25 protein-coding genes, 2 tRNA genes and 3 pseudogenes are annotated in these 25,588 nt (G+C 70.6%); 15 read left to right on the top strand and 15 right to left on the bottom strand.

Translation table 11 applies throughout. The annotated features are described in order from the left end of the window. Nucleotides 1-44 precede the first annotated feature (44 nt). The 6 genes and pseudogenes from FEF34_RS04345 to FEF34_RS04320 form a co-directional block, all read right to left on the bottom strand. The gene (locus tag FEF34_RS04345) at nucleotides 45-167 is read right to left on the bottom strand and encodes a transposase family protein (protein ID WP_138051938.1); all 123 of its coding nucleotides are present in this window, start codon (nucleotides 165-167) and stop codon (nucleotides 45-47) included. Then, a pseudogene (locus FEF34_RS44145) lies at nucleotides 148-318 on the bottom strand (IS30 family transposase); the annotation flags it as partial. The pseudogene FEF34_RS44145 and the gene FEF34_RS04345, both read right to left, overlap by 20 nt. Before the next feature lie 41 nt (nucleotides 319-359). Then, a pseudogene (locus tag FEF34_RS44140) lies at nucleotides 360-506 on the bottom strand (IS3 family transposase); the annotation flags it as partial. Between the two features lie 153 nt (nucleotides 507-659). Continuing rightward, nucleotides 660-941 (bottom strand): hypothetical protein, encoded by a 282-nt coding sequence (locus FEF34_RS04330; RefSeq protein WP_138051937.1) that lies wholly within the window; start codon nucleotides 939-941, stop codon nucleotides 660-662. A gap of 372 nt (nucleotides 942-1,313) precedes the next feature. Beyond that, complete coding sequence (locus tag FEF34_RS04325) at nucleotides 1,314-2,741, bottom strand: IS1182 family transposase (RefSeq protein ID WP_456114791.1); 1,428 nt, start codon at nucleotides 2,739-2,741, stop codon at nucleotides 1,314-1,316. 130 nt (nucleotides 2,742-2,871) lie between these two features. Further along, nucleotides 2,872-3,510, bottom strand: coding sequence for a flavin reductase family protein (locus FEF34_RS04320; RefSeq protein WP_138051936.1), 639 nt, complete (start codon nucleotides 3,508-3,510; stop codon nucleotides 2,872-2,874). 390 nt (nucleotides 3,511-3,900) lie between these two features. Between FEF34_RS04320 and FEF34_RS04315 the strand changes: the two genes are divergently transcribed. Further along, on the top strand, nucleotides 3,901-5,070 hold the full coding sequence (locus FEF34_RS04315; protein ID WP_234042266.1) for an MFS transporter: 1,170 nt from the start codon (nucleotides 3,901-3,903) through the stop codon (nucleotides 5,068-5,070). Between the two features lie 232 nt (nucleotides 5,071-5,302). On the opposite strand, the gene FEF34_RS04310 is transcribed toward FEF34_RS04315, so the two are convergent. Both FEF34_RS04310 and FEF34_RS41010 read right to left on the bottom strand, forming a co-directional pair. Continuing rightward, nucleotides 5,303-5,488 (bottom strand): hypothetical protein, encoded by a 186-nt coding sequence (locus tag FEF34_RS04310; RefSeq protein ID WP_138051935.1) that lies wholly within the window; start codon nucleotides 5,486-5,488, stop codon nucleotides 5,303-5,305. Then, the gene (locus FEF34_RS41010; RefSeq protein ID WP_171052811.1) at nucleotides 5,485-5,649 is read right to left on the bottom strand and encodes a hypothetical protein; all 165 of its coding nucleotides are present in this window, start codon (nucleotides 5,647-5,649) and stop codon (nucleotides 5,485-5,487) included. The genes FEF34_RS04310 and FEF34_RS41010 overlap by 4 nt, the downstream gene beginning before the upstream one ends. A gap of 109 nt (nucleotides 5,650-5,758) precedes the next feature. Between FEF34_RS41010 and FEF34_RS04305 the strand changes: the two genes are divergently transcribed. The 6 genes from FEF34_RS04305 (at nucleotide 5,759) to FEF34_RS04280 (ending at nucleotide 10,831) form a co-directional block, all read left to right on the top strand. Continuing rightward, nucleotides 5,759-6,193 (top strand): hypothetical protein, encoded by a 435-nt coding sequence (locus FEF34_RS04305; protein ID WP_138051934.1) that lies wholly within the window; start codon nucleotides 5,759-5,761, stop codon nucleotides 6,191-6,193. Between the two features lie 739 nt (nucleotides 6,194-6,932). After that, a complete protein-coding gene (locus FEF34_RS04300; protein ID WP_138051933.1) occupies nucleotides 6,933-8,807 on the top strand; it encodes a sensor histidine kinase in 1,875 nt (624 codons plus the stop codon). Between the two features lie 6 nt (nucleotides 8,808-8,813). Further along, nucleotides 8,814-9,248: a roadblock/LC7 domain-containing protein gene (locus FEF34_RS04295; protein ID WP_138051932.1), complete on the top strand. Its 435-nt coding sequence runs from the start codon at nucleotides 8,814-8,816 to the stop codon at nucleotides 9,246-9,248. 2 nt (nucleotides 9,249-9,250) lie between these two features. Beyond that, on the top strand, nucleotides 9,251-9,622 hold the full coding sequence (locus FEF34_RS04290) for a DUF742 domain-containing protein (RefSeq protein WP_138051931.1): 372 nt from the start codon (nucleotides 9,251-9,253) through the stop codon (nucleotides 9,620-9,622). Further along, nucleotides 9,600-10,259 carry a GTP-binding protein gene (locus tag FEF34_RS04285; protein WP_138051930.1) on the top strand — a complete coding sequence of 220 codons (660 nt, stop codon included), beginning with the start codon at nucleotides 9,600-9,602 and terminating at the stop codon, nucleotides 10,257-10,259. The genes FEF34_RS04290 and FEF34_RS04285 overlap by 23 nt, the downstream gene beginning before the upstream one ends. Next, the gene (locus FEF34_RS04280) at nucleotides 10,256-10,831 is read left to right on the top strand and encodes a GAF domain-containing protein (RefSeq protein WP_138051929.1); all 576 of its coding nucleotides are present in this window, start codon (nucleotides 10,256-10,258) and stop codon (nucleotides 10,829-10,831) included. The genes FEF34_RS04285 and FEF34_RS04280 overlap by 4 nt, the downstream gene beginning before the upstream one ends. A gap of 92 nt (nucleotides 10,832-10,923) precedes the next feature. Here FEF34_RS04280 and FEF34_RS04275 read toward each other — a convergent pair whose 3' ends face one another. Then, the gene (locus tag FEF34_RS04275) at nucleotides 10,924-12,120 is read right to left on the bottom strand and encodes an acyl-CoA dehydrogenase family protein (RefSeq protein ID WP_138057274.1); all 1,197 of its coding nucleotides are present in this window, start codon (nucleotides 12,118-12,120) and stop codon (nucleotides 10,924-10,926) included. Between the two features lie 456 nt (nucleotides 12,121-12,576). On the opposite strand from FEF34_RS04275, the pseudogene FEF34_RS42550 reads away from it, so the two are divergent. From FEF34_RS42550 to tgmB, 4 genes and pseudogenes are all read left to right on the top strand, one after another. Further along, nucleotides 12,577-12,723: pseudogene (locus FEF34_RS42550) on the top strand (alpha/beta hydrolase); the annotation flags it as partial. A 174-nt stretch (nucleotides 12,724-12,897) separates the two neighbouring features. After that, on the top strand, nucleotides 12,898-13,266 hold the full coding sequence (locus FEF34_RS04265; protein ID WP_138051928.1) for an MmcQ/YjbR family DNA-binding protein: 369 nt from the start codon (nucleotides 12,898-12,900) through the stop codon (nucleotides 13,264-13,266). A 548-nt stretch (nucleotides 13,267-13,814) separates the two neighbouring features. Next, nucleotides 13,815-14,006: a putative ATP-grasp-modified RiPP gene (gene tgmA / locus FEF34_RS04260; RefSeq protein ID WP_138051927.1), complete on the top strand. Its 192-nt coding sequence runs from the start codon at nucleotides 13,815-13,817 to the stop codon at nucleotides 14,004-14,006. Nucleotides 14,007-14,021: 15 nt separating this feature from the next. Next, nucleotides 14,022-14,960, top strand: a complete 939-nt coding sequence (tgmB, locus tag FEF34_RS04255) for an ATP-grasp ribosomal peptide maturase (RefSeq protein ID WP_138051926.1) — start codon at nucleotides 14,022-14,024, stop codon at nucleotides 14,958-14,960. Nucleotides 14,961-15,002: 42 nt separating this feature from the next. Here tgmB and FEF34_RS04250 read toward each other — a convergent pair whose 3' ends face one another. After that, on the bottom strand, nucleotides 15,003-15,911 hold the full coding sequence (locus tag FEF34_RS04250; RefSeq protein WP_138051925.1) for a transketolase family protein: 909 nt from the start codon (nucleotides 15,909-15,911) through the stop codon (nucleotides 15,003-15,005). A 92-nt stretch (nucleotides 15,912-16,003) separates the two neighbouring features. Continuing rightward, nucleotides 16,004-16,720, bottom strand: coding sequence for a thiamine pyrophosphate-dependent enzyme (locus tag FEF34_RS04245; protein WP_138051924.1), 717 nt, complete (start codon nucleotides 16,718-16,720; stop codon nucleotides 16,004-16,006). Between the two features lie 124 nt (nucleotides 16,721-16,844). Between FEF34_RS04245 and FEF34_RS04240 the strand changes: the two genes are divergently transcribed. Beyond that, nucleotides 16,845-16,918: transfer RNA gene (locus FEF34_RS04240), tRNA-Pro, on the top strand. Nucleotides 16,919-17,005: 87 nt separating this feature from the next. Here the strand turns inward: FEF34_RS04240 and FEF34_RS43885 are convergent. Then, nucleotides 17,006-17,296 carry a hypothetical protein gene (locus FEF34_RS43885; protein ID WP_407698341.1) on the bottom strand — a complete coding sequence of 97 codons (291 nt, stop codon included), beginning with the start codon at nucleotides 17,294-17,296 and terminating at the stop codon, nucleotides 17,006-17,008. Nucleotides 17,297-17,511: 215 nt separating this feature from the next. Here FEF34_RS43885 and FEF34_RS41005 point away from each other — a divergent pair, with 215 nt between their 5' ends. Continuing rightward, nucleotides 17,512-17,688 (top strand): hypothetical protein, encoded by a 177-nt coding sequence (locus tag FEF34_RS41005; protein ID WP_171052810.1) that lies wholly within the window; start codon nucleotides 17,512-17,514, stop codon nucleotides 17,686-17,688. 540 nt (nucleotides 17,689-18,228) lie between these two features. After that, complete coding sequence (locus FEF34_RS04230; protein ID WP_138051923.1) at nucleotides 18,229-18,651, top strand: hypothetical protein; 423 nt, start codon at nucleotides 18,229-18,231, stop codon at nucleotides 18,649-18,651. A 402-nt stretch (nucleotides 18,652-19,053) separates the two neighbouring features. Here the strand turns inward: FEF34_RS04230 and FEF34_RS04220 are convergent, their stop codons facing one another. The 3 genes from FEF34_RS04220 to FEF34_RS04205 form a co-directional block, all read right to left on the bottom strand. After that, complete coding sequence (locus FEF34_RS04220; protein ID WP_138051922.1) at nucleotides 19,054-21,975, bottom strand: helix-turn-helix transcriptional regulator; 2,922 nt, start codon at nucleotides 21,973-21,975, stop codon at nucleotides 19,054-19,056. Between the two features lie 193 nt (nucleotides 21,976-22,168). Continuing rightward, complete coding sequence (locus tag FEF34_RS04215) at nucleotides 22,169-23,863, bottom strand: S8 family peptidase (protein WP_138051921.1); 1,695 nt, start codon at nucleotides 23,861-23,863, stop codon at nucleotides 22,169-22,171. Nucleotides 23,864-24,735: 872 nt separating this feature from the next. Then, nucleotides 24,736-25,221 carry a DUF309 domain-containing protein gene (locus FEF34_RS04205; RefSeq protein WP_138051919.1) on the bottom strand — a complete coding sequence of 162 codons (486 nt, stop codon included), beginning with the start codon at nucleotides 25,219-25,221 and terminating at the stop codon, nucleotides 24,736-24,738. Between the two features lie 148 nt (nucleotides 25,222-25,369). Here FEF34_RS04205 and FEF34_RS04200 point away from each other — a divergent pair. Then, nucleotides 25,370-25,443 (top strand) — tRNA-Pro (locus tag FEF34_RS04200). Nucleotides 25,444-25,588 lie beyond the last annotated feature (145 nt).

Genomic DNA, 25,588 nt, shown 5'->3' with positions numbered 1-25,588 from the left:
CCCTGCCACACAAGATCAAGTAACGCTAACGGAATCACGAGACACTAGGCGAGGGCGTTATAGCTCGAGCCGACCCGGCCCATGCTCCTGCGGATCCCGAAACCGTCGCAGACCTGCGTGAATGCGGCCGACGTGTACTGGGCGAGTTCAACCGGTCGTTGCAACACCGGGCTGTTGTAGTGAGCGTAGCTGTTCCTCGAAGACCTCGGCTGGTGTCCGCCAACCGAGGACCTTGCGGGGCCGGTTGTTGATCGCCGTGGCGACCGCTTCGAGGTCCTCGGCGGAGAAGTCACGGCGGACGAGGTCCGGGGCGGGCGGGCGAGCCGGTCCGGGACCGTGGTGCGCTTACGCCGACGCCGGTGACGGCCCTCGATCCGGTTCAGGCGCATCAGCCGCTCGACGCGCTTACGGTTGACCGTGTGCCCCGATCCCCGCAGCTCGGCATGGACGCGGCGCACCCCGTACGTCCCCTTGTGCACGGTGTGGACCTCGCGGATCTCCGCGATCAGGGCGTCGTCGGCGACCTGGTCGCTCCGCTCGGGCCTTCGCGCCGGCGATCCACCGGTAGTGGCCCGACCGCGAGACCTGAAGGACCCGGCATATCCGCTGAACGCCGAAGACCTCGGCCTGGGAGGAGACGAAGTCCCAGCGGCGGGTCCTCACTTCATCTCCTTCGCGAAATACGCCGCCGCCCCGCGCAGGATCTCCCGCTCGAGCTCCCACTCCTTCTCTGCCTTGCGCAGCCGGCCGTTCTCCGCCCGCAGTCGGGCCAGCTCCTCATCCCGGCTCCCTCCGGCCGGCTCGCCGCGGCCGTGATGGCGGCCCGCCTGCTCGTCGGCCTGACGCACCCAGCTCCGCAGCGTCTCACCGCTCCCCCCGACATCCGCCGCCACCACCCGTACGTGCGCTTCCCGCCCGCCGCGCGATACAACGCGACGCATCGTCCCTGAACTCCGCCGGATACGGAGACTTCCGTCCCACCAGGACACCCTTCCTCGGATCTGCAAGATCCATTGTCAGAGTGTCCACACCACCGGGGGCACCTCACCCCAGCCCACCCCCCGACCCCGCCGACGCCGTGACCATCGCCCCGCACTGGCGCACGGCCCCGATCAACCAGCCAACCAAGGTCCGACGAAGCTGGGATCCTCAAGCCACTGGTATCGGGGCTAGGAGCGTGGGTCAGTAACGAGCAAGCGGCTCGGCTTCTGTGGTCGGCGGATCGGTTGCGGAGGGCCTGTCGGGGTCTGTGGGGCTTCGGTGGGGGTCTGCCAGGTGCAGGGCTCGTGGTGTGGCCGGGGAGGCCTGGTGGGTTACCCGGTCAGGCCGGCGAGCCCGGCGGTCCCGGCGTGTCGGAAGATCTTGCGAAGGTTGTGGCAGGCCGCCAGCAGTCGCCATTCACCACGGGCACCGTCCTCGCCGCGCAGGAGGAGCTGGCGGCCGTCCTGGCAAGTCATGATCTGTCCGAAGACGGGTTCGACGATGGCCTTGCGGCGGCTGTAGGCGGCCTTGCCCGGCTTGGTCCGCAGCTTGTGGGCCATGCGCTCTTTGAGTGTGGCGTCCTTGGGTATGCGTCCGCGCGGTGCGGGCGGGACCTGCTCGTCGTGGGTCAGCCGGCCGGTGGCCATGAAGGTGTCGGTGCCGCAGGCCAGATGGCGCTCTCGCGCTGCTTCGAGGTTGGTCTCGGAGCAGTAGCCGGCGTCGACCAGGGCCTGCTTGGGATGAACGCCGGTGTTGGCGGCGGACTGGTCGAGCATCGTGGTGTAGTTCAGCGCATCCGAAGGGTTTGTCGTCACGTCGGCGGCGGTGATGACCTGGTGTTCTTCGTCGACGACGGCTTGGGCGTTGTAGGCCTGGATGTAGGCGCCGTCGCTGTTCTTCATGATCCGCGAGTCGGGGTCGGTGAAGTTGGCCTGCGCCTTCGGCTTGGGGCGTGCCGCCTTGGCGGCCTTCTCCCCGGCGCTGGTGACGGCCTGCCCGTCGTGGATGTCGGCGCGCTCTTGACGGCGGCGTTCCTTGTCCTCGGCATGCTTGCGGGCCTTGTCAGCGGCCTCGGCCTCAATCTGCGTGCGGGCGGCCTGCAGCTTCGCCAGGCGCTTCTCACGCCGGTCCAGTTCGGCGGGCAGGTCCGTCTCCTTGCCGTCCACGCCGAAGGCGTGGTCCTCGGCTTCATCGATGGCCTCCGCGTCGGCCAGCAGGGCCTGGGCCTGTGCCTCCAGCTGTGCGATCTCGGCCTCGATGCGTTCTTCCTTGTCGACCAGGCGACCGTAGCTCATCGCCTTGTGCTTGGAGGCGCTGGCCTCAAGTTTCGTGCCGTCCAGCGCGACGCGTCCCATCTTGACCATGCCGAGCTTGGTCGCGAGGTGCAGCGACTGGGCGAACAGACCGGCGAGCGCATCGAGGTGGCGGCGGCGAAACCGGGCGATCGAGCGGAAGTCCGGTTCCTGGCCGGCGGCCAGGAACCGGAACGCGACGTCGTCGGCCAGGCGGCGCTCGATCGCCCGTGAGGAGCGCACCCCGGTGGTGTATCCGTAGATCAGCAGCCGCACCATCAGCCGCGGGTCGTAGGGCGGGTAGCCGCGCTTTTCGGTGTAGTCCGCCAGGACCGGCCCGAGGTCGAGCACCTCGTCGACCAGGTCGGCGACGAACCGGGCCAGGTGGTCCTCGGGCAGCCAGTCGTCCAGCGACGGCGGCAACAGCAGGACCTGGCGTGGGTCGAACGCCCGGAACGTCTTGTTCACCGCGGTCGGACGGCCCTGCGGCCGTTTCTTACCGACCGGCTCGACCTCGAACAGCCCATCCCCATCACGCATACCGAGATCATCCCGCATGAATGGTCACGAGATATGGATGAGGGCGCCGGATGCCTGTTCAGGCGGTCGCCGACCGGAGCTGGTGGGGCATGCTCCAGCCCTCGGCGAGTCTCGACGGGTGAACGTTGCGTCCCCCGCCGAAGAACTCGCAGAACTTCATGATCAGAGGGTCCCAGCCGAGCGGGTCCACGTAGTGCGTCCCCGGGATGACCAGGTTTTCCTCGACATGGGCGCGAAGGACCTCGACCTCGAAGGCGGTGGCATGCGGTTCGGGACCGCCGAAAGGATGGGCCGCGACGACCCTGCATTCCATCTGGACCGGGCATTCCGCAACCCTGGGGGCCCGGACCAGATCCGATGCCTGCTCGGTCAACTGCGCGGTCGAGAACTTGTCCGGCTCGTACCGGTAGCCCTGCTTCGCCTTGTAGTCCGGCATGGCCGGCTTCCCGGTGGTGAGCGCGATCCGGTCGACGGCATCGACCATCGCCGACGAGGGCAGATTGAGCACGCATTCGCCTTCCCGCAGCAGGTTCGCGGTGGTCTGGGCGTTGTTGCCGAGACCGAGCATGCAGGACTGGTCCAGCCACCACGCTGAGGACATCGGCGCGAGGTTCGCAGTGCCGTCCTCGTTGAGTGAGCTGATCAGCACCACCGGAGTTCCGAAGTACAAGACCTTGAGCCCGGGGACGACGTGCATGCGCTGTGCCTTTCGCGGAGTGCCAGACGGACAGGTCCGCGATCAGGAACACGAACCGTCGCCGACTCTCTCGCGAGCGAGACGCCAACTCTGGCGGCAATACGACATCAAGTTTCGGGCGAGCAGAGCAGTCGCCCGATGACAGGCCCGGCGTTGATTACTGGGACACGCTCCTAGCCGACTGCTCCTCAGGCACTCCCTCCCCTGAGAGCCGGATCGACGCCTTACTCCCGTCGAGAAGCGGTGCCGAGGCCCGCCGCTACCCGGGGCAGGACCTCCTCGCCAATCCCTAACAGATGACCGCCAGAAGGCTAAATCGGGACGTTACTATCCACACTCATGCATATAGATAGAATCGTGTAAATTGCCTGCTCGAGGTGTATCCCACACATGCGAATGAACCGCCCACCCATCGGCACGCCGGTGTTGACGGTGTTGCTCACCAGCGCCATGGGACTGTCGATGATGCACTTCTTCCTGCTCGGTGCGTTGGGCCCGCGTTTGGTGGAGTCGCTGTCCCTCTCGCCGACCCTGTTGGGCTTGACCACGACCGTCAGTTGCGCTGTTGCCACGCTTGTCTCTCCGCTGAGCGGGCGGATGGTGGACCAGGCGGGGCCAAAGCGCAGCCTCGTCGTACTGATGACGACCGCAGCAGCCGCGCTGCTGCTCATCGGGGTGGCTCCCGGTCCGGTGGTGCTGCTGGCGTCGGTGGCCCTCGGCGGCCTCGCGCAGGCGCTGGCGAATCCGGCGACCAACAAGGCTATTGCCGCAGACGCGCCGGTAGAGCGCCGCGCGCTGATCACATCCGTCAAACAGTCAGGCGTCCAACTGGCCGCTCTGATTGTCGGCCTGCCGCTGGCCTGGTTGTCCGCGGCAGCGGGATGGCGGGCGGCCATGTGGGTCATGGCGGCCGTCGCTGCAGGTGCGGCCCTGTGGGTGACTCTTGCGTTGCCCGGGGATCGGCCCGAACAGGCGCCGGCGTCACGAACTCGACTGCTGCCCCGTGGCACAGTCGTGTGGCTGCTGGCCTTCTCGGTACCACTGGGCGCCGGAATCGCCTGTGTGAACACTTACATCGCATTGTTCGCGACGGAGAAACTAGGACTGGGCAACACTGAAGCCGCCGCGTTGGTCGCCGTTATCGGCGGGGCCGGCATCATCGGTCGTATGGCGTGTTCGCGAGCCGCGCGGTCCCCTCGGCGCACTCGACAACTCCCTGCACTGTTGCTGGCGGGCTCGGTCGCAGCCACTCTCCTTCTCGTCTTCGCCGCGCAGCTGTCGCCGTTGATCTGGTGTGCGGCCGCAGCCATCGGGCTATGCGCGGTGTCCGTCAACGCAGTGACGATGATGCTCGTCCTACACCACTCGCCGCCAGAGCGCGCGGGTCGCGACTCGGCGATGGTATCTGCCGGATTCTTCGCGGGTTTCGCCCTCGGGCCTCCGTTCTTCGGGCTGCTGGCCACCAGTGGCGACTGGACCGCCGGATGGTTACTGGTCGCCTCGGAGTTCACTGCTGCGGCCCTGCTGGCGACGACCTGGGTGCTTCGCGACCACGCGTGATGCCGTTGTCACGTTGCTGACTGGGAACTCACGGGGCGTCTCGTCTCAGCCTCGATCTTGCACGGGGCCTTGCCCCTCTACGACGGCCGCGAGGGCCAGGGGTTGCCCTTCTTGTGGTCACGCCTCGGTGTCCGCGCCCTGTACGAAGCGGCCGTCACCGCAGCTTGGACGCGCTCGGTCATGTGGCGGCGCCGGCCGCGGCTTCGTGGGGCTGCGACGCTGACACCCGGTTTCACTCCGGCTTGCGCCGTTTCCGTGCGGCACGCCGTTCGGGCCTCGAACGGTTCCACACCCGTACGAGCAGCACGACGGCGGAAGCGGCGAACAGAGTTGCCGTGATGAGCAGCCAGCGTCCGAGGAAGACTTCGGCGGGCAGAGCGGTGGCCGCCGTGTAGTGGCCGACCTGACGCAGGATCAACGGCCACCAGAGAGGAGCAGCAGTCCTGAGAGGAAGGCGGGAAGGCGTACGTGGTTGACGGTCGGGACCGCCGGCTGCGGGGTCCCCGGCCCCGCCGGGGTCAGGATCTGGACGGCCCGGTCGGTGACCGAGTACAGCGGCAGCAGGACAAGGCCGTGCACGAGGGCTGCTCCGACGTCAGAGGGCCACGGCGGCGGCGTTCCCTTTCAACATGCGTACGCCCGCGCACAGCTGCTGCCGGAGGTGGGAGTTGCTACGCTCAGGCTCGGCATGTCGGCCGACGAGACGGTCCGGGCCGCGCGCGAACTGGGCTTCGCCCCGTCCGACCCGGACTACGGCGACGCCCCTGGACAGGTGCTCTGCGAGCACGTGGAGTCCCAGACGGAGTTGAATCTCGGCTTCACCAAGGGTGCGCTGACCGATGTCCACGTCTACCGGTTCCGAGTCGAGCACGCGGATGTGGCGGTCGTCCTCGACGGGCTCGACGTCTTCCGGACTCCCGGCGAAGAGCTGCTGGAGCGCCTTGAGGAACGGGGCCACACGGTTGAGCGGAACGACGACGGGGTGGACACCCTTCCCGACCTCAGGGTGATCTTGTCTAACGAGAGCAGCCTCGATCACCCGATGGACGAGGAGGGGGACCCGATCCACTTCGACTACGCCCTCGTCACCTCGGTGGACTTCCGGGGGCCGCGCGGGGACTGACTCCGGTGGCCGTCGACCGGGCCGGTCGTCCTCGGCCCGCTCGCACTGGTCGGGGACGACCGTGAACTTCGTACCTGGGAAACGTACCGCGACGCGGAGCGCGCGCGGTTCATGTTCCGGAGCGATCCTCGCGTCCGGCTGCGGGACAGGGGGCGGCGTTGTTCCGCGCCTCAGGTGATGACCAGGTCGATGGCTGACGATTCCGGCCTCTCGCACTGGAGGGCAGGACCCAGTCGCTGCTCGAACGCCGAAACGCCCGGATGCCGCGGACTGGCATCTGCTCCCGCCCGGCTGTAGCGGGGAGTTGATCGGAGATTGGAAGAAGTTGGTTTGGTCGCCTTGGTGGTCATGCGCTCCTTGACTACGGAGCTTCGCGGTGTCGCCCGCGCATCGCCCGGGCCCGCCGGTGGTGCCTGAGTCCGCCGCCGCGCCCCGGGACGAGCGGGCCCGCCACACGGCCGGCCTCTCGGGAATTGTCCTGACACTCCGCCCCATCAGCCCAGGACGGGGACGTACCCGGGCACACGCACCCACCGCCGTCCCCGGAATTTCGCCTGTGCGTGCGAGCCCTCATACCAGAGCAGGACGCTCTACGGGCAAGTTTGTCAACTGCCCACCGCACATGAACGGTTCACGACTACCGTGTGTGCCCGGTGATCAACGGTGGGCTCTCGCAACCCCCTTGGCGCCGCGCACACCGATCGGTACACGATTCCTGGGCCACGTACCAAGGACGCTGATGTCTCAACTACGCGCACCCGCCACGCGGCAGGACCGCCGCGAGGGCGGGCGGCACGGCCGGTCAGGCGCCCGCGCGCTCTCCTCCGCGGGCAGGCCGCAGTCCACGCCGCCGAACTCCGAAGCCCGTATACGTTCCCAACTGCTGCGAACCGCCGTTCTGCCCGCCGTCGTGGTCTCGCTCAGTGGCGCGGCCGCGGTGCTGTTCACGATCCGTTCCACCGACGCGCGGCCGTCCGCCGCGCTGTGGGTCGCGCTCGCCGGCTCGGCGGTCCTCGCCGCCGTCGCCGTGGCGGCGGCGGCGCTCGGCGCGGAACGCACGGCCAGAACCCTGCGCGACCGCGCGCAGAGCCTGCGCCGCTCCAGCGCCCGCCGGCAGGCCGAGCTCACCGCCGTGGTGGACCGACTGCGCCGCGGCGAGCGTCCGTCGCCCCGTGAGAGCCTGCCCGTCCCGGCCGCCGGTGGCGACGAACTCGATCTCCTCGCTCAGGAGCTGACGCGCTCCCACGAATCCGCCGTGGACGCCGTGGTCCAGGCCTCGCGACTGTCCAGTAGCGTGGGCAACGAGCAGAAGGTCGAGGTCTTCGTCAATCTCGCCCGCAGGCTCCAGTCGCTGGTGCACCGCGAGATCCAGTTGCTCGACGAGCTGGAGAACGAGGTCGAGGACCCTGAGCTGCTCAAGGGTCTCTTCCACGTCGACCACCTGGCGACCCGGATCCGCCGCCACGCGGAGAACCTCGCCGTGCTCGGCGGAGCCATCTCCCGCCGCCAGTGGTCCAACCCGGTCACCATGACCGAGGTCCTCCGCTCGTCCATCGCCGAGGTGGAGCAGTACCCCCGGGTCAAGCTGGTGCCGCCGATCGACGGCACCCTGCGGGGTCACGCCGTCGCAGACGTCATCCACCTCCTCGCCGAGCTGGTGGAGAACGCCACCCTGTTCTCCGCCCCGCACACCCAGGTGCTGCTGCGCGCCTCGCACGTCACGGCGGGGCTGGCCGTGGAGGTCGAGGACCGTGGACTCGGCATGCCCCTCTCCGAGCAGAACAAGATGAACGCCCTGCTCGCCGACCCCGACCAGGTCAATGTGGCGCACCTCCTGCAGGACGGCCGCATCGGACTGTTCGTGGTCTCGGCGCTCGCCCGCAGGCACGGCATCGCGGTCCGGCTCCAGTCCAACATCTACGGAGGCATCCAGGCCGTCCTGGTGCTGCCCCAGGGGCTGCTCGGTGCCGAGCCGGGAGCCCAGGACGGCGCCGGGCAGCAGGGTGCCCAACGCCACGCCGGCCATCCGCCTGCCGCGGCCGCCGCGGTGGCGGGCGGGGCCGCCGGCCGGGAGCGCGCCGCAGCCCCCGGTGCCGTCCCGCATCCCGCCGTCGAGCCGCCGCACACCGTCGACGCGCACCACACCGGCAGTCAGCGCACTCTGAGCTACGCGGCGAGCATGCCGGGGATGCCGCACCAGCAGCCCGTGGCGGATCCCGCAGCCGGGCCGCTACCGGTGCGCGGCGAGCACCCGGACCGGGCCAACCCGGCCACCGCCCGGACCGGCGCGGCCCACGCGGCCGCCCCGCCGGCGCCGGCGCAACCGCCCCGGCGGCCGCCCGAGCCGCGCCACGCGCCCTCCCCGTCCGACTCCCCGGCCGTACGCGGCACCATGGGCCGCCCGCAGCTGCCCAAACGCCGCGCCCAGGAGCATCTGGTGCCCCAGCTGCGGGACGAACCCGCCCCGCGCAGACCCGAGGAGCAGGCCCTGCACGACCCCGGGCTGATGGCGGCCTTCCAACGGGGAATCGGCCTCGCGGAGTCCCGGACGCCGGAAGCCGCGGCCCCGGTCCCGTACGAACCGCAGCAACAGCTCGACACCCACAAGGAGTAGATGCACATGGCGAGCGATGTGCCCACGGGCCATTCCTCGGATCTCGACTGGCTGCTCAGCGGCCTGGTCCAGCGAGTGCCGCACACCCGCAACGCGGTTCTGCTCTCTTCCGACGGCCTGGTGAAGTCCGTGCACGGCCTCGATGCCGACAGCGCCGACCACATGGCCGCGCTGGCGTCCGGGCTGTACTCGCTCGGCCGCAGCGCCGGCGCCCGATTCGGCGACGGGGGTGAGGTCCGCCAGGTCGTGGTGGAGCTCGACTCCACCCTGTTGTTCGTGTCCACCGCCGGATCGGGCACCTGTCTGGCCGTGCTGGCGGCGCGGGAGGCGGACGCCGCGGTCCTCGGGTACGAGATGGCGATGCTGGTCAAGAGCGTACGGCCGTATCTGGTCACTCCGGCCAGACAGGCCGCCGGGGCGCCGAACGCCACGGGGTTCTGACCGTGCCGGCCCCCAAGGACGGGCCGTGGCTCGACGATGCGGCAGGCCGGCTGATCCGTCCCTACTCCGTGATCGGGGGCCGCACCCGTCCTACGGCCGCCCTGGATCTGCTGTCCCTGGTGATGGCCACCGGCACCGTCCCACAGGGAGCGCTCGGTCCGGAGCACGCACTGGCCCTCGGCCTGTGCGGCGGGCCCACGTCGGTGGCGGAGATCTCGGCGCACTTACGGCTCCCCGCGGTCGTCACCAAGGTGCTTCTGTCCGACCTCGTGGACTGCGGGGCCGTCACCGCCAGGGCGCCCCGCTTCCAGGACTCCCCGACCGACCGTTCCCTGCTGGAGGCAGTGCTCGATGGCCTACGACGACGGCTCTGACCACCGCCCTGACCACACCCCCGAGCACGACCAGGGCTCCCGGGTCCGCGGCGATCCCTTTCCCACCGCACTGAAGATCCTGGTCGCGGGCGGCTTCGGGGTGGGCAAGACGACCTTCGTGGGCGCGGTGAGCGAGATCGAACCGCTGAGCACCGAGGAGCTGCTGACCGCCGTCAGCGTCGGCACCGACAGCCTGGCGGGAGTGGAGGCCAAGACGACCACCACGGTGGCCATGGACTTCGGCCGGATCACCCTCGACGACCGCCATGTGCTGTACCTCTTCGGCACACCCGGCCAGGAGCGCTTCTGGTTCATGTGGGACGAGCTCTCCGGAGGAGCGCTCGGCGCGGTCGTCCTCGCCGACACGCGCCGGCTGGAGGACTGCTTCTCCGCCGTGGACTTCTTCGAGCGGCGCGGCATCGGTTTCGTCGTCGCCGTCAACGAGTTCGACGGTTCCTACCGGTACGAACCGGACGAGGTCCGGGCCGCGATCGACCTCAAGGAGGACGTCCCGGTCGTGCTGTGCGACGCGCGCATCGCCGGCTCCGGGATCGGCACCCTGGTCACCCTCGTCCAGCATCTGCTCACCACCACCCCGGCACCGGCAGCGGCGCCGAGCTACGGAGCTCAGTCATGACGTACGACCCGACCGGCCACCTGCTGCTGACACCCGTCGACCGGGAGGCCCCCGCCCGGGTGCAGCGGCTGCGCCAGCTCGGGCTGGGCGAACGGCCCGAGCCGGCGTTCGACGAATTCGCCCACAAGCTCGCGGAGGTGACCGGGGCCCCGTACTCGATGGTCAACTTCATCGACGAGCACCGGCAGTTCTTCGCGGGGCTGCACACACCCGAGGGCACCCACGCGGGCGGGGGCGACCTCGCGGCGGCGGACGGCGGGGACGTGGGCCGCTTCATGGCGCGCGACCACGGCTACTGCCCACACGTGGTCGTGCGACGCAAGGCGCTCGTGCTGGAGGACGTCTGCGACTACCCCCGGTTCGCGGGCAATCCGGTCGTCGACGAGATCGGCATCCGCTCGTACCTGGGTGCGCCCCTGATCGACCGTACGGGCATCGCCCTGGGCACGATCTGCGTGGTGGACACCGAGCCGCGGCCGTGGGGCCGGGCGGGTCTGGAGACCATCAAGTCGCTCGCGGCCGAGCTGGTCGGGCAGATCCACCGCCGTGAGGACGGGCTGCTGCGACCGTGACTCGGTGACGTCCCCGGGAAGGCCGTACGGCCTAGCCGGGGACGTCGTGTGCTCCGAGCCGCATCCGCGGGGCCCCTCTCGCCCGCCCCGGGTCAGACCAGGGCCTCCATGCGCGTCAGCTCGGCCAGCCGCTCCGACCACTGGCCCTTCGACTGGCCCAGGGCCACTTCGGCCAGTCGGAGCAGCTGGATGTCGGAGGTGCCCGCGGGCGCGAAGATGTGGTGCGCGTCCCGGAGATAGCGCTCGATCGGACGCTCGGTGAACAGTCCGGACGCCGCGTGTATCTCCATCGCGTTCCGTGCCGAGTCGAGCACGGACTCGACGTTGACGAGTTTGGCGTTCATCAGCTCCGCGTCGCACGCCAGTCCCTGGTCCAGCAGGTGCACCGCGTGGTACGCGGCGAGCCGCGCCGTCATCAGCCGTGACTGGAGCTGCCCCAGCTTCAGCTTGATGGACGACAGCTCGTGCAGCGGCTTGCCGTAGCGGTGGCGCTCGGCGCAGAACCGTGTGGTCTCCTCCAGGACGGCCTGGTGTATGCCGAGTGCGACGGCGGTCAGGTTCGCCCGGCCGTAGAGCACGCTGGAGGAGTATGCGACGGCGAGGCCGTCCCCCTCCTCGCCGAGCCGGTTGGCGGCCGGAACCCGGCAGTCGTCGAAGTGGAGCTCACCGAAACTGAAGCCGTGCAGTCCCATGGTGGGCTTCTGCTCGTCCGTGCGGCACCCCGGGCGGCCGGACTCCACCAGAAAGGCCGTGAGCCCCCCGGAGCCGGGCCCCGTCCGGACGACGACCCCGTGCAGATCACCGACGTGACTGTTGCCGACGTACACCTTTCGACCGTTGATGACGTAGTCGTCGCCGTCACGCACGGCGGTGGCGCTCATGCCCAGCACATGGCCACCCGACTCGGGTTCGGTGACCGCGATCGTGGGCAGGCACTCGCCCGCCGCGATCAGGGGGAGCCAGGTCTTCTTCTGCTCCTCGTTGCCGAAGTGGACGATCTTGGCGACGCCCAGCTGGGAGGCCTGGACCATGGCTCCCATCGCGCCGCTCACGCGGGACAGCTCCTCGATGATGATGGTCTTGGCCAGATGCCCGACCCCCATCCCGCCGTGGCCCTTGCTGATCGTCGCTCCGAGCCAGCCCTGCCGTGCGATGAGCCGCGAGAGGTCGCGGTGCACCGTGCGGGCGGCCTCCATGGCCGGAATGCGCGGGCGGACCTCGCACTCGGCGAAGTGCCGTACCCGCTCACGGAGCTGATGATGAAGCCGACTGGCGAAGTACCCGTCCATCGCGAGCCCTCCTCTGCGAAACGCCTGCTCGCGCAAGTGTTCGAGCAGGTGGTGCATCGGCATGGTCCCGTCCCGTACAGGCCGACCACCTCATGGTGTTGATCGCTTACAAGTGGTACAACTCGGTGGCCAACTTTGGCCGAAATGGAATCCGTTGACGTGTGATTGAGACTGTGACTCCGGTGGTAGTGGCCCGTCCGGTTCGCCGGGGGCATGCCCGCGCGTCTTCTTTCTGCCACATGCCCTGGGCAATGGGTTCCTGGGCATATGGCACCGAGGGACAGCATTCCGCTTTCGATGACGGCGGACTAGGCCCAAGAGGTGCGGAATTGCCCGTAACTCGGCCGGAATCGACGGACTTTGAGCGGAAAGCGGTCCCGGCGTACAGGGGCGCTGACCAGCGCGCGTCCCACCGGGTGCACGCCCCTGACGGTCCGCGCCGGCGTCCGGGCGGAGACCCTGGTCCGCGAACTGCCGGAGGGCTTCGGCTACGTGGGTGCGGAGTCCCTGACGTGGAAGGCGTACGAGGGCGCCCGCCACGAGATCCTCAACGAGGCCAACCGCGAGGAGGCCCAGCGGGACCTGGTGGCCTGGCTGGATAAATGGGCGCGAACAGGACAAGGGAGTGTGAACCGGCCAGGCGGGTGGGGGCAGGCGAGCGGGTGTGAGTCGAAACGGTGGGGGTGAGTCGGAGGGGCAGATGTGAGCCGGGTCCGGGTCCGGGTGCCGGGCCTGGCGGTCCCGGGCGTTGTCGGTGGGGCGCCGTACCGTCGGAGGATGGCCACTGCCGACGACGTACGCAGAATCGCGCTCGCACTCCCCGGCGCGGTGGAGAAGCTCGCCTGGGGCCTGCCCACGTTCCGGGTGGGACAGGGCGGGAGGATCTTCGCCTCGCTCGACGACGACGATCAGGTGATCGGGGTCAAGTGCCCCCAGGAGGACCGCGAGCGGCTGATCGCCTCCGAGCCGCACAAGTTCTTCGTCCGCGAGGGGCACGACGACGCCTACGCCTGGCTGAGGGTGCGGCTCGACGCACTGGACGACGAGGAGGAGTTGTACGCCGTCCTGCTCGACTCCTGGCGGCAGGCGGCTCCGCGACGGCTGCTCGAAGCCCATCCCGAGCTGGGCGGGGCGTCCGGGCCCTGACCCGGCGATTCCTCCCGTGTGCGGGCGAAGCCGGTAGGGGCGCACAGGCGCGGGACCAGGGGCGCGGGGGTGCGGCAGGCGCGCGCCTGCCGATCCGGCGCACGGGGCGCATGCGCACGCGAGGTCCGCGCGCGGGCCGGTGTGCGCCTGTCACGTAAAGTGATGACGCATCTGCGGCCTACGGGTGGGCGTGACGCACGGTCATGACGTATGCGCGGGTGGCGGAAGTGTGTGACACATGGTCATGGCGTGTGCGCGGAGGACGCGCACGGGTGACGGACGGTCATGGCGTATGTGCGCGCGATCACGGGTGATGGCTCAACTCACCCGTCTTCACGGGATGTTCACAACGGTCTACACCATTCGGTGCTCTCATGAGGGAACCCTGCCCATTCCCCCATCCGTCTACCGATGGGGCGATCCCGTGGGGTCCGCATGCTGTGACGACATTCACTACCAGCACGTTCGGAAGTGACGGATAGTAATGAGTGCCCTACATCAACGGCACGTACTGCTACGTGTGCTCAGACAGTCGACGAAGGAGACTCATGCGACCGTTCGTACTGAACTACGTACTTCCGGCCGAGAGTCCTGCGGTCACCCTGCCGTACACCTACGACTCCGCGCTGCAGCTGAATGTGCTGCCGGACGGGCGGCCCGCCATCGTCGACCGCGATCTGATCCTGGTCACCGGCACGACGACGTCCACTGCCGGCTCCAAGACGCACTTCGACGACTGACGGACCGGCGCAGCGATGACCGTACTGATACTGACGTGCCGTCAAGACGTCACCGCAGACATGGTGATCGCCAAGCTGCACGACCGGGGGGTGCCCCTCGTGCGGCTCGACCCCGCCGATCTCCCGGGCGAGGCCGCTCTGTCCGCCGAGTATGTGCGCGGTGACTTCTACGGCCACATCTCGACCGACGGCCGGCTGCTGAGCATGGGCGCCCTGCGGTCGATATGGGTGCGCAGACCCGGCGAACCCGCCGCCCACGCCGAGGAGCCCTCGGCATGGCTGACCGCGGAGACCGAGCAGGCACTGTACGGAATGCTGTACTCGGCCACCGCACGCTGGATGAACCACCCCTGCGTGTCCGCGCAGGCCCGCTGCAAACCTTGGCAGCTCAGCCTCGCGCACCGCAGCGGCTTCGCCGTGCCCCCCACCGTGGTCACCACGTTCCCCCGCGTGGCGCGGCAGTTCGCGGCGCAGTACCAGGACATCGTGGTGAAGTCCGCCTCCGGGCCGCCGCCCGGCGATCCGCCGGTGTCCCTGCCCACCACCCGCATCCCCCCCGACGCCGACTTCTCCGGTGTGGCCGCCGCTCCCACGCTGCTCCAGCAGTACGTGCCCAAGCGGTCCGACATCCGCCTGACCGCCGTGGGCACACGCCTGTTCGCCGCCCGGAAGCTCTCCGAGGACGGACAGGTGGACGGACGGTACGGCGACACCGGCCAGCCCTGGAGGGCGGTGGACGTACCGGAGCGCATCGCCCGGTCCGTTCGGGACTACATGGGCCTGGCCGGACTCGCCTACGCCGCCTTCGACTTCGCGGAGGACGAGGAGGGGCTGTGGTGGTTCCTGGAGTGCAACCAGGGCGGCCAGTTCGGCTTCATCGAACTGGAGACCGGTCTGCCCATCGCCGAGGCCGTCGCCGCGTGGCTCGCCCCGCCGGCCAGGGGCCAGGGGTGACGACCGAGGGGAGGGCCGCCGAGGGGGTACGTGGCCGCCCGCTCAGTGGCGCGCGCCGTCGCCGAGGAAGCGCCCGATCCGCCCGCGCAGCCCGGCCGGGTCCAGGCCGTGCGCCGCGAGATGCTCGTCCATCCGCCCGTACCGCCGGAGCTCCCGCCGGGCGACGCCGAGCCCCAGCACACGGTGCGGCACATCGGCCAGTGCGTCGTTGACGGCGGCGGTCGACGTGCCCGCCAGATACGGCTCGACGATCACCACGTCGGCGGATCCGCGCCCGGCCGCCCGGCGGACCGCGGAGGCGTCGAAGGGCCGGACGGTCGTCGCGTACAGCACCGTCACATCCATTCCCCCGGTCGCCGCCAGCACGGGGTCCAGCATCGGCCCCACGGCGACCACCACGCCGCCGCGCCCCTCACGTACGGCCGTGAAGCGGGTGCCGTCGACGGGCCGCGCCTGCTCGTTCGACTGGAGCGACAGGCGCACATAGACCCGGTCGTCCCCGGGGACGGCCTCCCGCAGCAGGGCTTCCGCCTCGTCCGGGTGTCCGGGTACGTGCACGTTCCAGCCGTCGAGGGTGTCGAGCAGGGCCACATCGCCGGGCGCCATGTGCGTGAAGCCGCCCGCCGGCCAGTCGTACGAGGCGCCCGCGCTCACCAGCACCCCGCCGACGCCCTGGTGCCCGAAGTCGAGCTTGATCTGTTCGAACGGCCGCTCGACGAGAAAGCTCGCGAAGGTGTGCACGACCGGCCGCAGCCCCGTCAGAGCCATTCCGCCGCCCACGCCGATCATCAGCTGCTCGCGGATGCCGACGTTGATCACCCGGTCGGGGTGTGCCCGTGCCGCGGGCCGGAATCCGTCCCCGCTGATGTCGGCCAGGACGAGAGCGAGCCGGGGGTCCTCGTCCAGCAGCCGGGTCGTCGTCGAGATGAAGCGGTCCCGCATCGTGTCCATGATCAATTCCCTCGTGTGGTGTCCGGGTGCCCGTCGGGCGCTCCCGCGCTGTCCGCTGGTCGTCCGGGCCGGGTGCGCGGCCGGTGAGCCCGTCAGGCGTCCTTCGGTTCGACGCGGGCCACGACGGCGCGCGGGCGCCCGGGATGGGGCGCGGTGAACGCCGCGTACAGCGCTCCGTGGTCGTGTCCGTCCACGGTCGCCGCCGACCAGCCCGCCGCCTGGAAGCGGGAGGCGATGCCACCGGGCCAGCCATGGGTCGCGGACCCGTTGTCGATCACCAGCGTGTGGAGCCGCTCGAGCCCTGCGGCGCCGGCGTAGGCGATCGCCTCGTGGTTGCTCCCCTCGTCCAGCTCGGCGTCGCCGATCAGCACCCACACCCCGGGAGCGTCCAGCCCCTGTGCCCGCAGGCCCAGTGCGGTGCCGACCGCGAGGGGCAGTCCGTGCCCGAGCGAGCCGCTGCCGATCTCCACGCCGGGCACGAGCACCCGGTCGGGGTGGTGGCCGAGCGGGGAGTCGTACGCCCCGAACCCGGTCAGCGACTCCTCGTCCATGAACCCCTTGGCCGCGAGCACCGCGTAGTAGGCCATGGGACCGTGGCCCTTCGACAGCAGGAACCGGTCGCGCTCCGCCGAACCGGCGGTCTCGGGGGTCACTCTGAGCACCTGGTCGTAGAGCACCCACAGGGCGTCGAGCGTGGAGGTCGCGGCGGGCCCGTGCTTCTCGTCGCCGGTCATCCGGGCCATCAGGCGGTCCAGGTCCTGGCGGGTGTGGGTGCGGTCACGGGGCGTGGTCGATGCTGTCGGCGTCATGGGCCCACCGTGCAACTTCAACCGCACTTGAGGTCAACCGGCAATCGGTTCGTGACCACCCGGCGAAGTGCGGTATGGTTCTCGTGCGCGTTCGGCCGGGGGAAACCCCAGGTCAGACGGGCACCGGGACGTGGCGCAGCTTGGTAGCGCACTTGACTGGGGGTCAAGGGGTCGCAGGTTCAAATCCTGTCGTCCCGACTTTTCGAAGTCGCAGGTGAGAGGGCCCTGCCTCACATCAGTGAGGTGGGGCCCTTGATCATTTTTAGACTCTCGTGTCACATTTGGTCACAGGCGACTGATGATCATCGTGGGCTCAAGATGCAAGCAGCTGTCCAAGCTTGTCTGCCGCATGCCGCAGCGCGGGTGCCCCGCAGTTGCCCAGCCGGTGGCCAGCGCGAATGCCCGGCCACTCGCGAACCCCGCATCCTTGCGGAAGCCGCGAAGCCGCGAAGCCGGGCACCCAGCGCCTCTCGTGCTTCTTGTGCCTGTGTGCTCACTGAAGGGTCGGGGCTTGTACTCGGCATGGGGGATGGCAACGGCCCAGAGCAGGTCGCGCAGGCGGATGCACTCGGCCACCGTGTCTCGGTCCTCGACGACCTCAGACCCCTGATCGGCCACCTGTAGCAGTTGCTCGCCGAGGAACTGGGCGCAGACGAGGACGAGACGGTAAGGCGACTGTTCCACGAGGCGTACAGGCTGCTGGACCTGAAGACCCGTCCCGCGCCGGATGCCGCGACCTTCGCTGCGTACATGTTCATGCGCGAGGTTGCGAGTCTCACCCGCCGGTTCCTGTGGGTCTACACGCAGAGGAGCCGGAGGGGTGTCTCAAGGGCCTCGGCGTCAGCCGCGAGACCCTGCGCAACTGGGTACGTACCCACCGTGCCCTCGATGGCGAGGAGTCGGCGGCGACGAACACGAACACGAGCACGAAGGACGGCAGGACCATGGCGAAAAGCGGTCACGCATGAGGAGATCGAGGCTGAACTTGCTTTCTTGCGTGTCGAGTTGAAGCAGGCGCGCGCAAGGAGAACCAGAAGCTCGCCACCGAGCGCGACATCCTGCGGAGGGCCACGAAGTTTTTCGCCTCGGAGATGACCTGGTAACCAGCCGCTACCGGTTCATCGAGGATCACTGAGCAGTGTGCATCGTGAAACCCGCACGTCAGGTGGGCTGGTGTGCACGGGGTTCGGGGTGCTCGGGCTGGTCGATGGAGGTGTCCATGGTGAAGATCGTCTGACCGGTCGGCCGGGAGGGTTCTCTGGTTCTTCTCGCAGGCACGCACGCCGTTGGCTTCTTGACCCGGATGGCTCGCCGGCCACGAGACGAAGATGGGCCTTGACCCCCTACACCACCTGGTGGGATGCCCTCCTGGCGGCCCTGTACGCACGCCTTCCATCCGAATGAATTCGACAGGCTCGCGCGCCGCAGGGGCAAGGGTGACGAGCTCCTCGCACACAGTGATCCCCGTCCCGCGCGAATCGGCGCACCCGCTCCGTACGGAGGAAAGCATGACGATCATGAACCGTAGTCCACTGCCCGCACTGAGGAGCGCGGCCCTCGTCGGTGCGATCGCGGTCGGCCTGGCCAGCTCCCCGACCGCCCAGGCCCTGGCTGCGACTCCTGCCCCGGATGATCGTGCCCCCGTCGTCGTCTTCGGTCCCCTCTCCGAACCCGCGCAGCCCTCGTACGCGACCTGCCCGAAGGGCACGACACTCATCGGCGGCGGCTACGAGGCCCTGCCCGTCACCCTCGAGGACCCGCAGACCTCCCCGCCTCTGGTGGCCGACATGGTCGACGTCAACACGCCTTCCTTCCTGAGGCCGAACTCATGGGTGGCAAAGATGCTCCGCGGCCAAGTACACGCCTACGCCCTGTGCGAGCGCCGAAAGCCTGACCGGAAACTCGACGGTCGGGTGGGCATGGCGGGGTAGCCCCTCATTGATCCGAAACGGTTTGGGTTCTGGGTCGTCGGGCGGGAGTGAGCGATCTGGTGGGGGACGCGCGGCATCTGTCGCCGTCGGCACAGGAGGCCCTTCGGCTGAGGGCGGTGGCCGCGTTGGTGGCGGGGCGGGACCGTGAGGACGTGGCCGCAGTCTTCGGGGTGTCGCTGAAGGCGGTTGACGGCTGCTGGTCGGAGTCTTCCGGCCGCCGTGCGAAGGTGCGGCCACCGGCCGGACCACGCCGGGCCGCCGGCAGGTGGCCGTGCCGGGCCGGCTCGCCTCCGAACCGGCCGGGACCGTGGCTGCGGCACGGCCGCCTATGGTGATCGCCACCGGGTGGGGGCGGCGGGCGGTCCGGAGGCACTTTCCCGGCACCCCCGGGGCCGGCGGCTCTCAGCCGGCCGCCCCGCCGGCCGGGATCGCCGGCGGCCTCAGCCCGGGCCAGGCGCTGAGCGCGGTGGCCAGCTGTGCCCGCGAACGCACGTCCAGTTTCTGGTAGATGCGGGTCAGCCGGGCCTCGACCGTCTTCACACTGAGATACAGCCGCGCCGCCGCCTCCTGGTTGCTGGCGCCCTGCCCGACCAGCAGCGCCAGATGCAGTTCCGCCTCCGTCAGCGACGACAGCGCGCCGTCACGGGCGGGCGCGGGCTCGGCCGAGCCCGACGGGGTCTCCGACGCCAGCGCCAGCCAGGGTGTCGCCCCCGACCGTTCGAAGACCGTCGCCGCCGACTGCAGCGCCTGCTGGGCCGCCGATCGCCTGCGGCGGCGGCGCTCCACCCTGGCGAGCGCGATCAGCGCCCGGCCGCGCTCCAGCGGCAGCCCCGCGTCGCCGAACCGGTCGGCCGTCTCCGTCAGCAGCCCGGACGCCTCGTCGGCCTTCCCGCTCGCTGCCAGGTACAGCGCGTACACCCGGTCGCAGCCGAGCAGCACCGTCGTACGGCCCAGCCGCTCCGCGACCGGGCGGACGTCGGAGAGCACCCCTGCGGCCTCCTCCGGGGCGTCGTTGGCGAGCAGCGCCTCGGCCAGTTCCTCGTGCCAGCGCAGCATGGACGGGTCCACGGCGGACTGGGCGCGCTCCCCGGCCTGGACCCGCCTCAGGGTCTCCAGGGCGTTGGCCACGTCGCCGGTGACGAGCTGGACCCGTCCGAGCGCGTAGAGGCTGCGGGACAGGAACACATGGTCGCCCTCCTCCTCGGAGGCCTGGGCGCTGCGGCGCGCGTAGCCGGCGGCGCGGGCGAAGCTGCCGCCGGCCGTCTCGGCGAGGGCCAGCGAGTACCAGGCGGGCCCCGGGGAGAGGCCCGCCTCCAGCGTCAGGGCGAGCGACCGTCCGGCGTGCGACAGCGCCGCCGCGCACTGGCCGCGCCGCGCCTCGACCTCCGCGGAGGTGTTGAAGAGCTCGATGGCGTCCTCGACGGTGCCGCGGCGCTCGACCAGCGGCAGCAGCGCGTTGAGCTCGTCCCGGGCGTCGCCGAGCCGGTCGTCGAAGAGGGCATGACGGATCGTCAGTATCTGTGCGGCGTTGCGGATCCCGGGTGGCCGCTCGACCATCTCCAGGGCCCGCGCCTCGGCCAGCACCTGCTCCGCGTCCGGCGAGCCCAGGAAGCGTTCCATGCGCGCCCGTACGGTCAGGGCCCTGGCCGCCGTCCTCGCGTCGCCCACCGAGGAGGCCAGTTCCGCCGAGTCGACGGCGGCCGCCCGTGAGCGTACGGGGTCGCCGTCGGCGAGTACGTACTTCACCGCGAGACGGAGCTGTACGGCGGCGCGCAGCGCGGTGTCGCCCTCGGAGTCCTCCATCGCGTGCACATAGATCTCGTCGAGGTCGGTGAGTCCCTGACCCGCGGTGTCCAGCACCGCGAGGCGGGCCCGGACCCGGTCGGCAGGGCCGGCATCCCGGGAGAGGAGATCGGTGGCGGCCCGCACCGCGAGGTCGGCGCGTGCGGCACGGGCGGCCTCCTCCGCCGCGTCGACGAGCCGGGCGATCCGCTGCGTCCCCTCTCGCCCGGGCGTGGACTCCGCGGCGAGCAGGGCGAGTTCGGCCGCTAGGGCGCTGTTGCCGCGGCGCCGTGCGGAGTCGGCCGCGGCGGCGACCTCGGCCGCCAGCTGTTCGTCGGGTACGTCCGTGGCGAGGGCCCGGTGCCGCACCTCCTCCACCGGGTCGTCCACGACCCGCGCGAGCGCGGCGTGCCCCTGGCTGCGCTCGATCCAGCAGGCGTCGTGCACGAGTGTCGACGGCAGCACGCCGGCCGTGAAGGACACCGTCCCGTCCTCGGTGAGGGTGATCAGTCCGGCCCGTTCGGCCGTGGCCAGGTCGGACTCCGCGGTGGGGCGGCCCGCCCGGCGGATCAGCGACGCCGAGGGCCGCAGTGCGAGCGCGGCGAGCAGCAGCGTGGCGCGCACGGCGGGGGAGGCCACCCCGAGGAGCTGCCGGGCGAGGTCGCGGGCGCGGCCGGACAGGGACAGCGTCTCGGCGTGGTGCACCGGTGTCCGTGCGTCGGCGAGGGAGCGGCCGATGGCGAGGGCGAGCCGTGGGTTGCCGCCGCTGGCCCGGTGGATACGGCCGGCCATCCGGGACGGAAGCCGGTGGTGGATGAGGAGTTCGGCGATCTCGTCGGCGTGCAGCGGTGCCACGTTCAGCACGTCCGCCTCGGACGGAACCCACAGCGGTTCCGGGCCTTCGCCGGAGGATCCGGGCCCGTACGCCTCGGCGTCCGGGGTCTCGACGGCGACGACCCGCAGCGTGGGCGGGGCCAGATGGAGGGCGAAGCGCAGCAGGTCGGCGCTCTCCGGGTCCATCCGCTGGACTCCGTCCACGACGAGCAGGACCGGACTGCCGGCGGTGAGTGTGCGGAGGATGCCGGCGAGGGCGAGCCGCAGGGCGATGCGGTCCCAGCCCTCCTCGGGCACGGGTGCCTCCCGGCACAGCATCGCCACGGCGTCGCGCTGCGGGCCGGGCAACATTCGGAGGGCGTCCTGTTCCTCGGCCGGACTCCCGCCGCTCGGGGCGGGGTCCGGCCGTTGCCCCGGGTCGGCCGCCGACGCCGTGACGGAGGCCACGAGCGCGGCCGCCGCCGCTCCGGGGATCCCGCGGTCGGTGGGGAGCGTGGAAAGCCACAGCACCTTCTCGCCGCGCGCCTCGGCGCGTGCCGCGATGGCGAGCGCCACTTCGGACTTGCCGACGCCCGCGGGGCCGGTGAGCAGGGCGCGTCCGCGGGCGTGCAGGACCCGGTCGAGGCGGTCGAGGAGTTCGGCCCGGCCGACCGGCACGGGAGGTCTCCCCGCGTTCGCGCGCAGGGGGAGGTACGGGCCGACGTTCACGTACCCACCACCACCTTCCGGCGTGCGCGGGCCCCCTGCCCGTTCGAGCAGAGGATACGAACCCGATCAGCCCAGTCCAGGCCCCGTGTCCGGCATGCGGACAGGTCCGGACCGGGCCGAACGCGGGGCGCGCCCGCGGACCATGCCCGCGGACGCGCCCCTGACCTGCATGGATGCCGGTCGTGCCGGTGTCTCAGAAGGTGAGACTCCAGCTGTCGATGTAGCCGGTGTCACCCGATGCCACGTCGCGGACCCGCAGCTTCCAGGTCCCGTTGGCGACCTCGCTGGAGGCGTCGACCGTGTACGTCGCGAGGACGTTGTCGGCGCTGTCCCAGCCGGACGAGGTCTTCAGGTTGCGCACGGTCCCGTCCGGGGCGATCAGGTCGATGACCAGGTCGCCGCGCCAGGTGTGCTTGATGTCCACGTCGACCTTGAGGGCGGCGGGGGCGTTGCCGGAGCGGCCGGTGACGGCGATCGAGGACGTGACCGTTGAGTTGTCTGAGATCGTGACGTTCGTGCCGTTGGTGAAGGTGGTGCCGCCGGGCGTGGTGCCGGAGACCGCGTTCACCGTCTTGGTGGCGTCGGCGATGCCGGTGCCGCAGCCGCCGGTGCAGGTGCCGGGCAGCGGGCGGGCGTTGGCCTTGATCGCCGACTCGATGTCGGCCGGGGTCAGCGCCGGCTTGACGGACTCCAGCAGGGCGGCGAGCCCCGCGATGTGCGGCGCGGCCATCGAAGTGCCCTGGTAGGGCTGGTAGTTCTCGGCCGACTGGGTGGTGGCGCCCGAGTTCAGCGTGGAGAGGATGCCGTTCTCGGGGGTGGTGACGGTGCCGGGAGTGTCGGTGCCACGGCGGGTCTCTCCGCCGGGCGCCGCCACGTCGACGACCGAGCCGTAGTTGGAGTAGAAGGACCGGTTGCCCTCACGGCTCGTCGACGCGACGTTGATGATGTTGGCGCAGTTGGCCGGGGTGAACCCGGAGGCGTTGGCGTTGCTGTTGCCGGCCGCCACGACCACCGTGGTGCCGCGGGACACGGCTCCGTTGATGGCGTTCTGGTAGACGCTCGGGCAGGTGGAGCTGGCCCCGCCGAGGCTCAGGTTGATCACCTTCGCCGGGGTCGGGTTGGCCGGGACGCCCGGGACGCTTCCGCCGGACGCCCAGGTGATGGCGTCGGCGATGTCCGAGGACGAGCCGCCGCACTTGCCGAGCACACGCACGGGCTGGATCTTCGCGTTGTACGCGATGCCCGCGACGCCCTTGCTGTTGTGGGTGGTCGCGGCGATGGTGCCCGCGACGTGGGTGCCGTGCCACGACGAGTCGCTCGCCTTGGAGCCGAGACCGCACTCGTTGTCGGTGGCGTTCCAGTCGCCCTCGTCCGCGGCGTTGCTGTCGCGGCCGTTGCCGTCACGGGCGTCCGCGGAGCTGGAGATGAAGTCGTAACCGGAGACGACGTTCGCGGCCAGGTCCGAGTGGGTGGCGTAGCCGGTGTCGATGACGGCGACGGTGACACCGTTGCCCGTGGTCTTGTCCCAGGCGCCGGGGACGTTCATGCCGCCCGTGGCCTCGAACAGGTCCCACTGCTTGGCGTAGTCGGTGTCGTTCGGGGTGACGGCCATCGCGTAGGCGCGGATGTCCGGCTCCACCGAGGCGACCGAGGGGTCGGCGCGGAAGGCGTCCATCACCTCGGCGAGGTCCTTCTTCGAGGCCTCTCCGCCCAGGTCGACCAGGGCGGCACCGCCGGCGAGACGGCGCTCGAAGCGCAGGCTCTCCCCGGTCTCGGAGCCCTTGGCCTTGGCGTCACCGGCGGCGGCGGTGTTCGAACCCGCCTCCGCGGCCTGGGACTTGTAGGTGACGATGACCTTCTCGACGGGCGAGGAGGGGAGCGCGGTCATCGACTGCGAAGCCGGTGCGGGCTTCGGCGAGGGCTCCCCCGAGGCGGCGGCGAACGCCACGGAGGAAGTGGCGGCGACACCCAATATCGTGGCGCTCGCGGCCACGACGGATATGAGTCTCCGTCCGGAACCGTTCAAGATGATCCCTTTCAACTGACGGTGAGGAACGCAGAGGGGCGGCGCATGGCCTCCGCGGTTCGCTGTGGGGGTGCGATCCGTGGTGCCCCGGGCCGGGTGAGCCCGTGCGCCGCCTCCTGCACGACGGCCCCTGGTCAAGAGCCGCCACCGGACGTAACCCAGCATTAACATGCACCTGACATTCAGGTCGGTTGGCCGGGAACCGCCGGTGCGGCAGACAGTAGGGAACGGCGCGGTGAACCCGATACGGGGAAAACCCTTGTCACCCCCCGCGCGCCCCCCGGGAACGGGTGCGGGCTGCTCCCGCCCGCACCGCCGGCCTGCGACGACGCTCCGACGCGAGCGTTCCTCCGGGCCGATGGGCAATTGAGGCGGAGGCCGGCTCCCCCTCGGACGACGAGACCATCGGTCTCCCGGACGGGGAGACCGTCGCCTTCCTGCACTCCGGCCGCTCGGTCATGCGCCGGCTCGCCACCCGGATGAGCCAGCCCCGGGAACTGCGCGGAAGGCCCTCCTCCGGCCGCCGCAGCGAGGCCGCGAGCGGCACCTCCTGGACGGCGTCCTCCGCGAGGCCTAGGTCGCGGAAGCGCCGGGTGTCATGCCGACGACCGGCGCGAGCTCGCGCAGCAGGTCCCCGGCGTCGGGGTCCCGGACCGTCCGGGTGCATCCCCCCACACCTCGGTCCGCCGAGTGGTTGTACGCGGTGGTGGCGCCTCCGTCCGTGGAATGCGGGCTCAGTCCGCGCGCAGCCGTGGTGCCCGTTCCGCGGCGGGGACCGGGCTCCCGTCCCGCCGCAGTTCGTCCCGCAGCGCCTCCGCCCACCGGGCCAGCCCCACGACGTCGACCGCGTACGGCCGCCCCGGCGCGTACGGGGCGATGGAGCCGGCGCCCCGAGCCAGCAGCGCGGCGCCGCCCGTGGGATTGCCGCGCGCCGCATGCGTCAGCCCCACCGCCAGCTGCGCCAGGCCCCGCCACAGCCCGCGCTCCTCCTCCGGTCCGGACTTCCAGGCGTCCTCCAGCACCTCATGGGCATGGAACGGCATGCCCGCGTCCAGCAGACGCTGCGCCTCGGCCAGAGTCTCATCGGGCGAGCGGACCACCCCTTCCGGCTGCCGGCCCACCCCTTCCTGCCCGTAGGGGAGCGGCCGCCCCAGCCCGTCCCTCGGACGGGCGTTGCGCGCCCGACCCTCGTCATCGCGATCCCTCGACGTCCTGGTCACGCCCCGATTGTCACCCCTGACCCGCCACCGGGCCCACCGGCGGGTCCACGGCGCTCGGCGGGGGTCGTGTCTCCGGGCGGGGTGCGGATTGGGGTAATGTTCTCCTGCGCGCTCAGCCGGGGAGCAGACCCCGGGGGGATCAGCGCATCGGGACGTGGCGCAGCTTGGTAGCGCACTTGACTGGGGGTCAAGGGGTCGCAGGTTCAAATCCTGTCGTCCCGACTTTTCGAATTCGCAGGTGAGGGCCGGTTTCGGAGGCATCCGAAACCGGCCCTTGATCATTTTTTGGGAACCAGTTGGGGACCGGCGCCCTTGACCCGGTCAGCGGGTCACGACGGTCGGGCTCGGCAGCGAGCGCGGTGCGCGC

The sequence above is a fragment of the Streptomyces marianii genome (assembly GCF_005795905.1).
Taxonomy (GTDB): Bacteria; Actinomycetota; Actinomycetes; order Streptomycetales; family Streptomycetaceae; genus Streptomyces; species Streptomyces marianii.
This window is presented reverse-complemented; position numbering and strand designations above follow the sequence as displayed.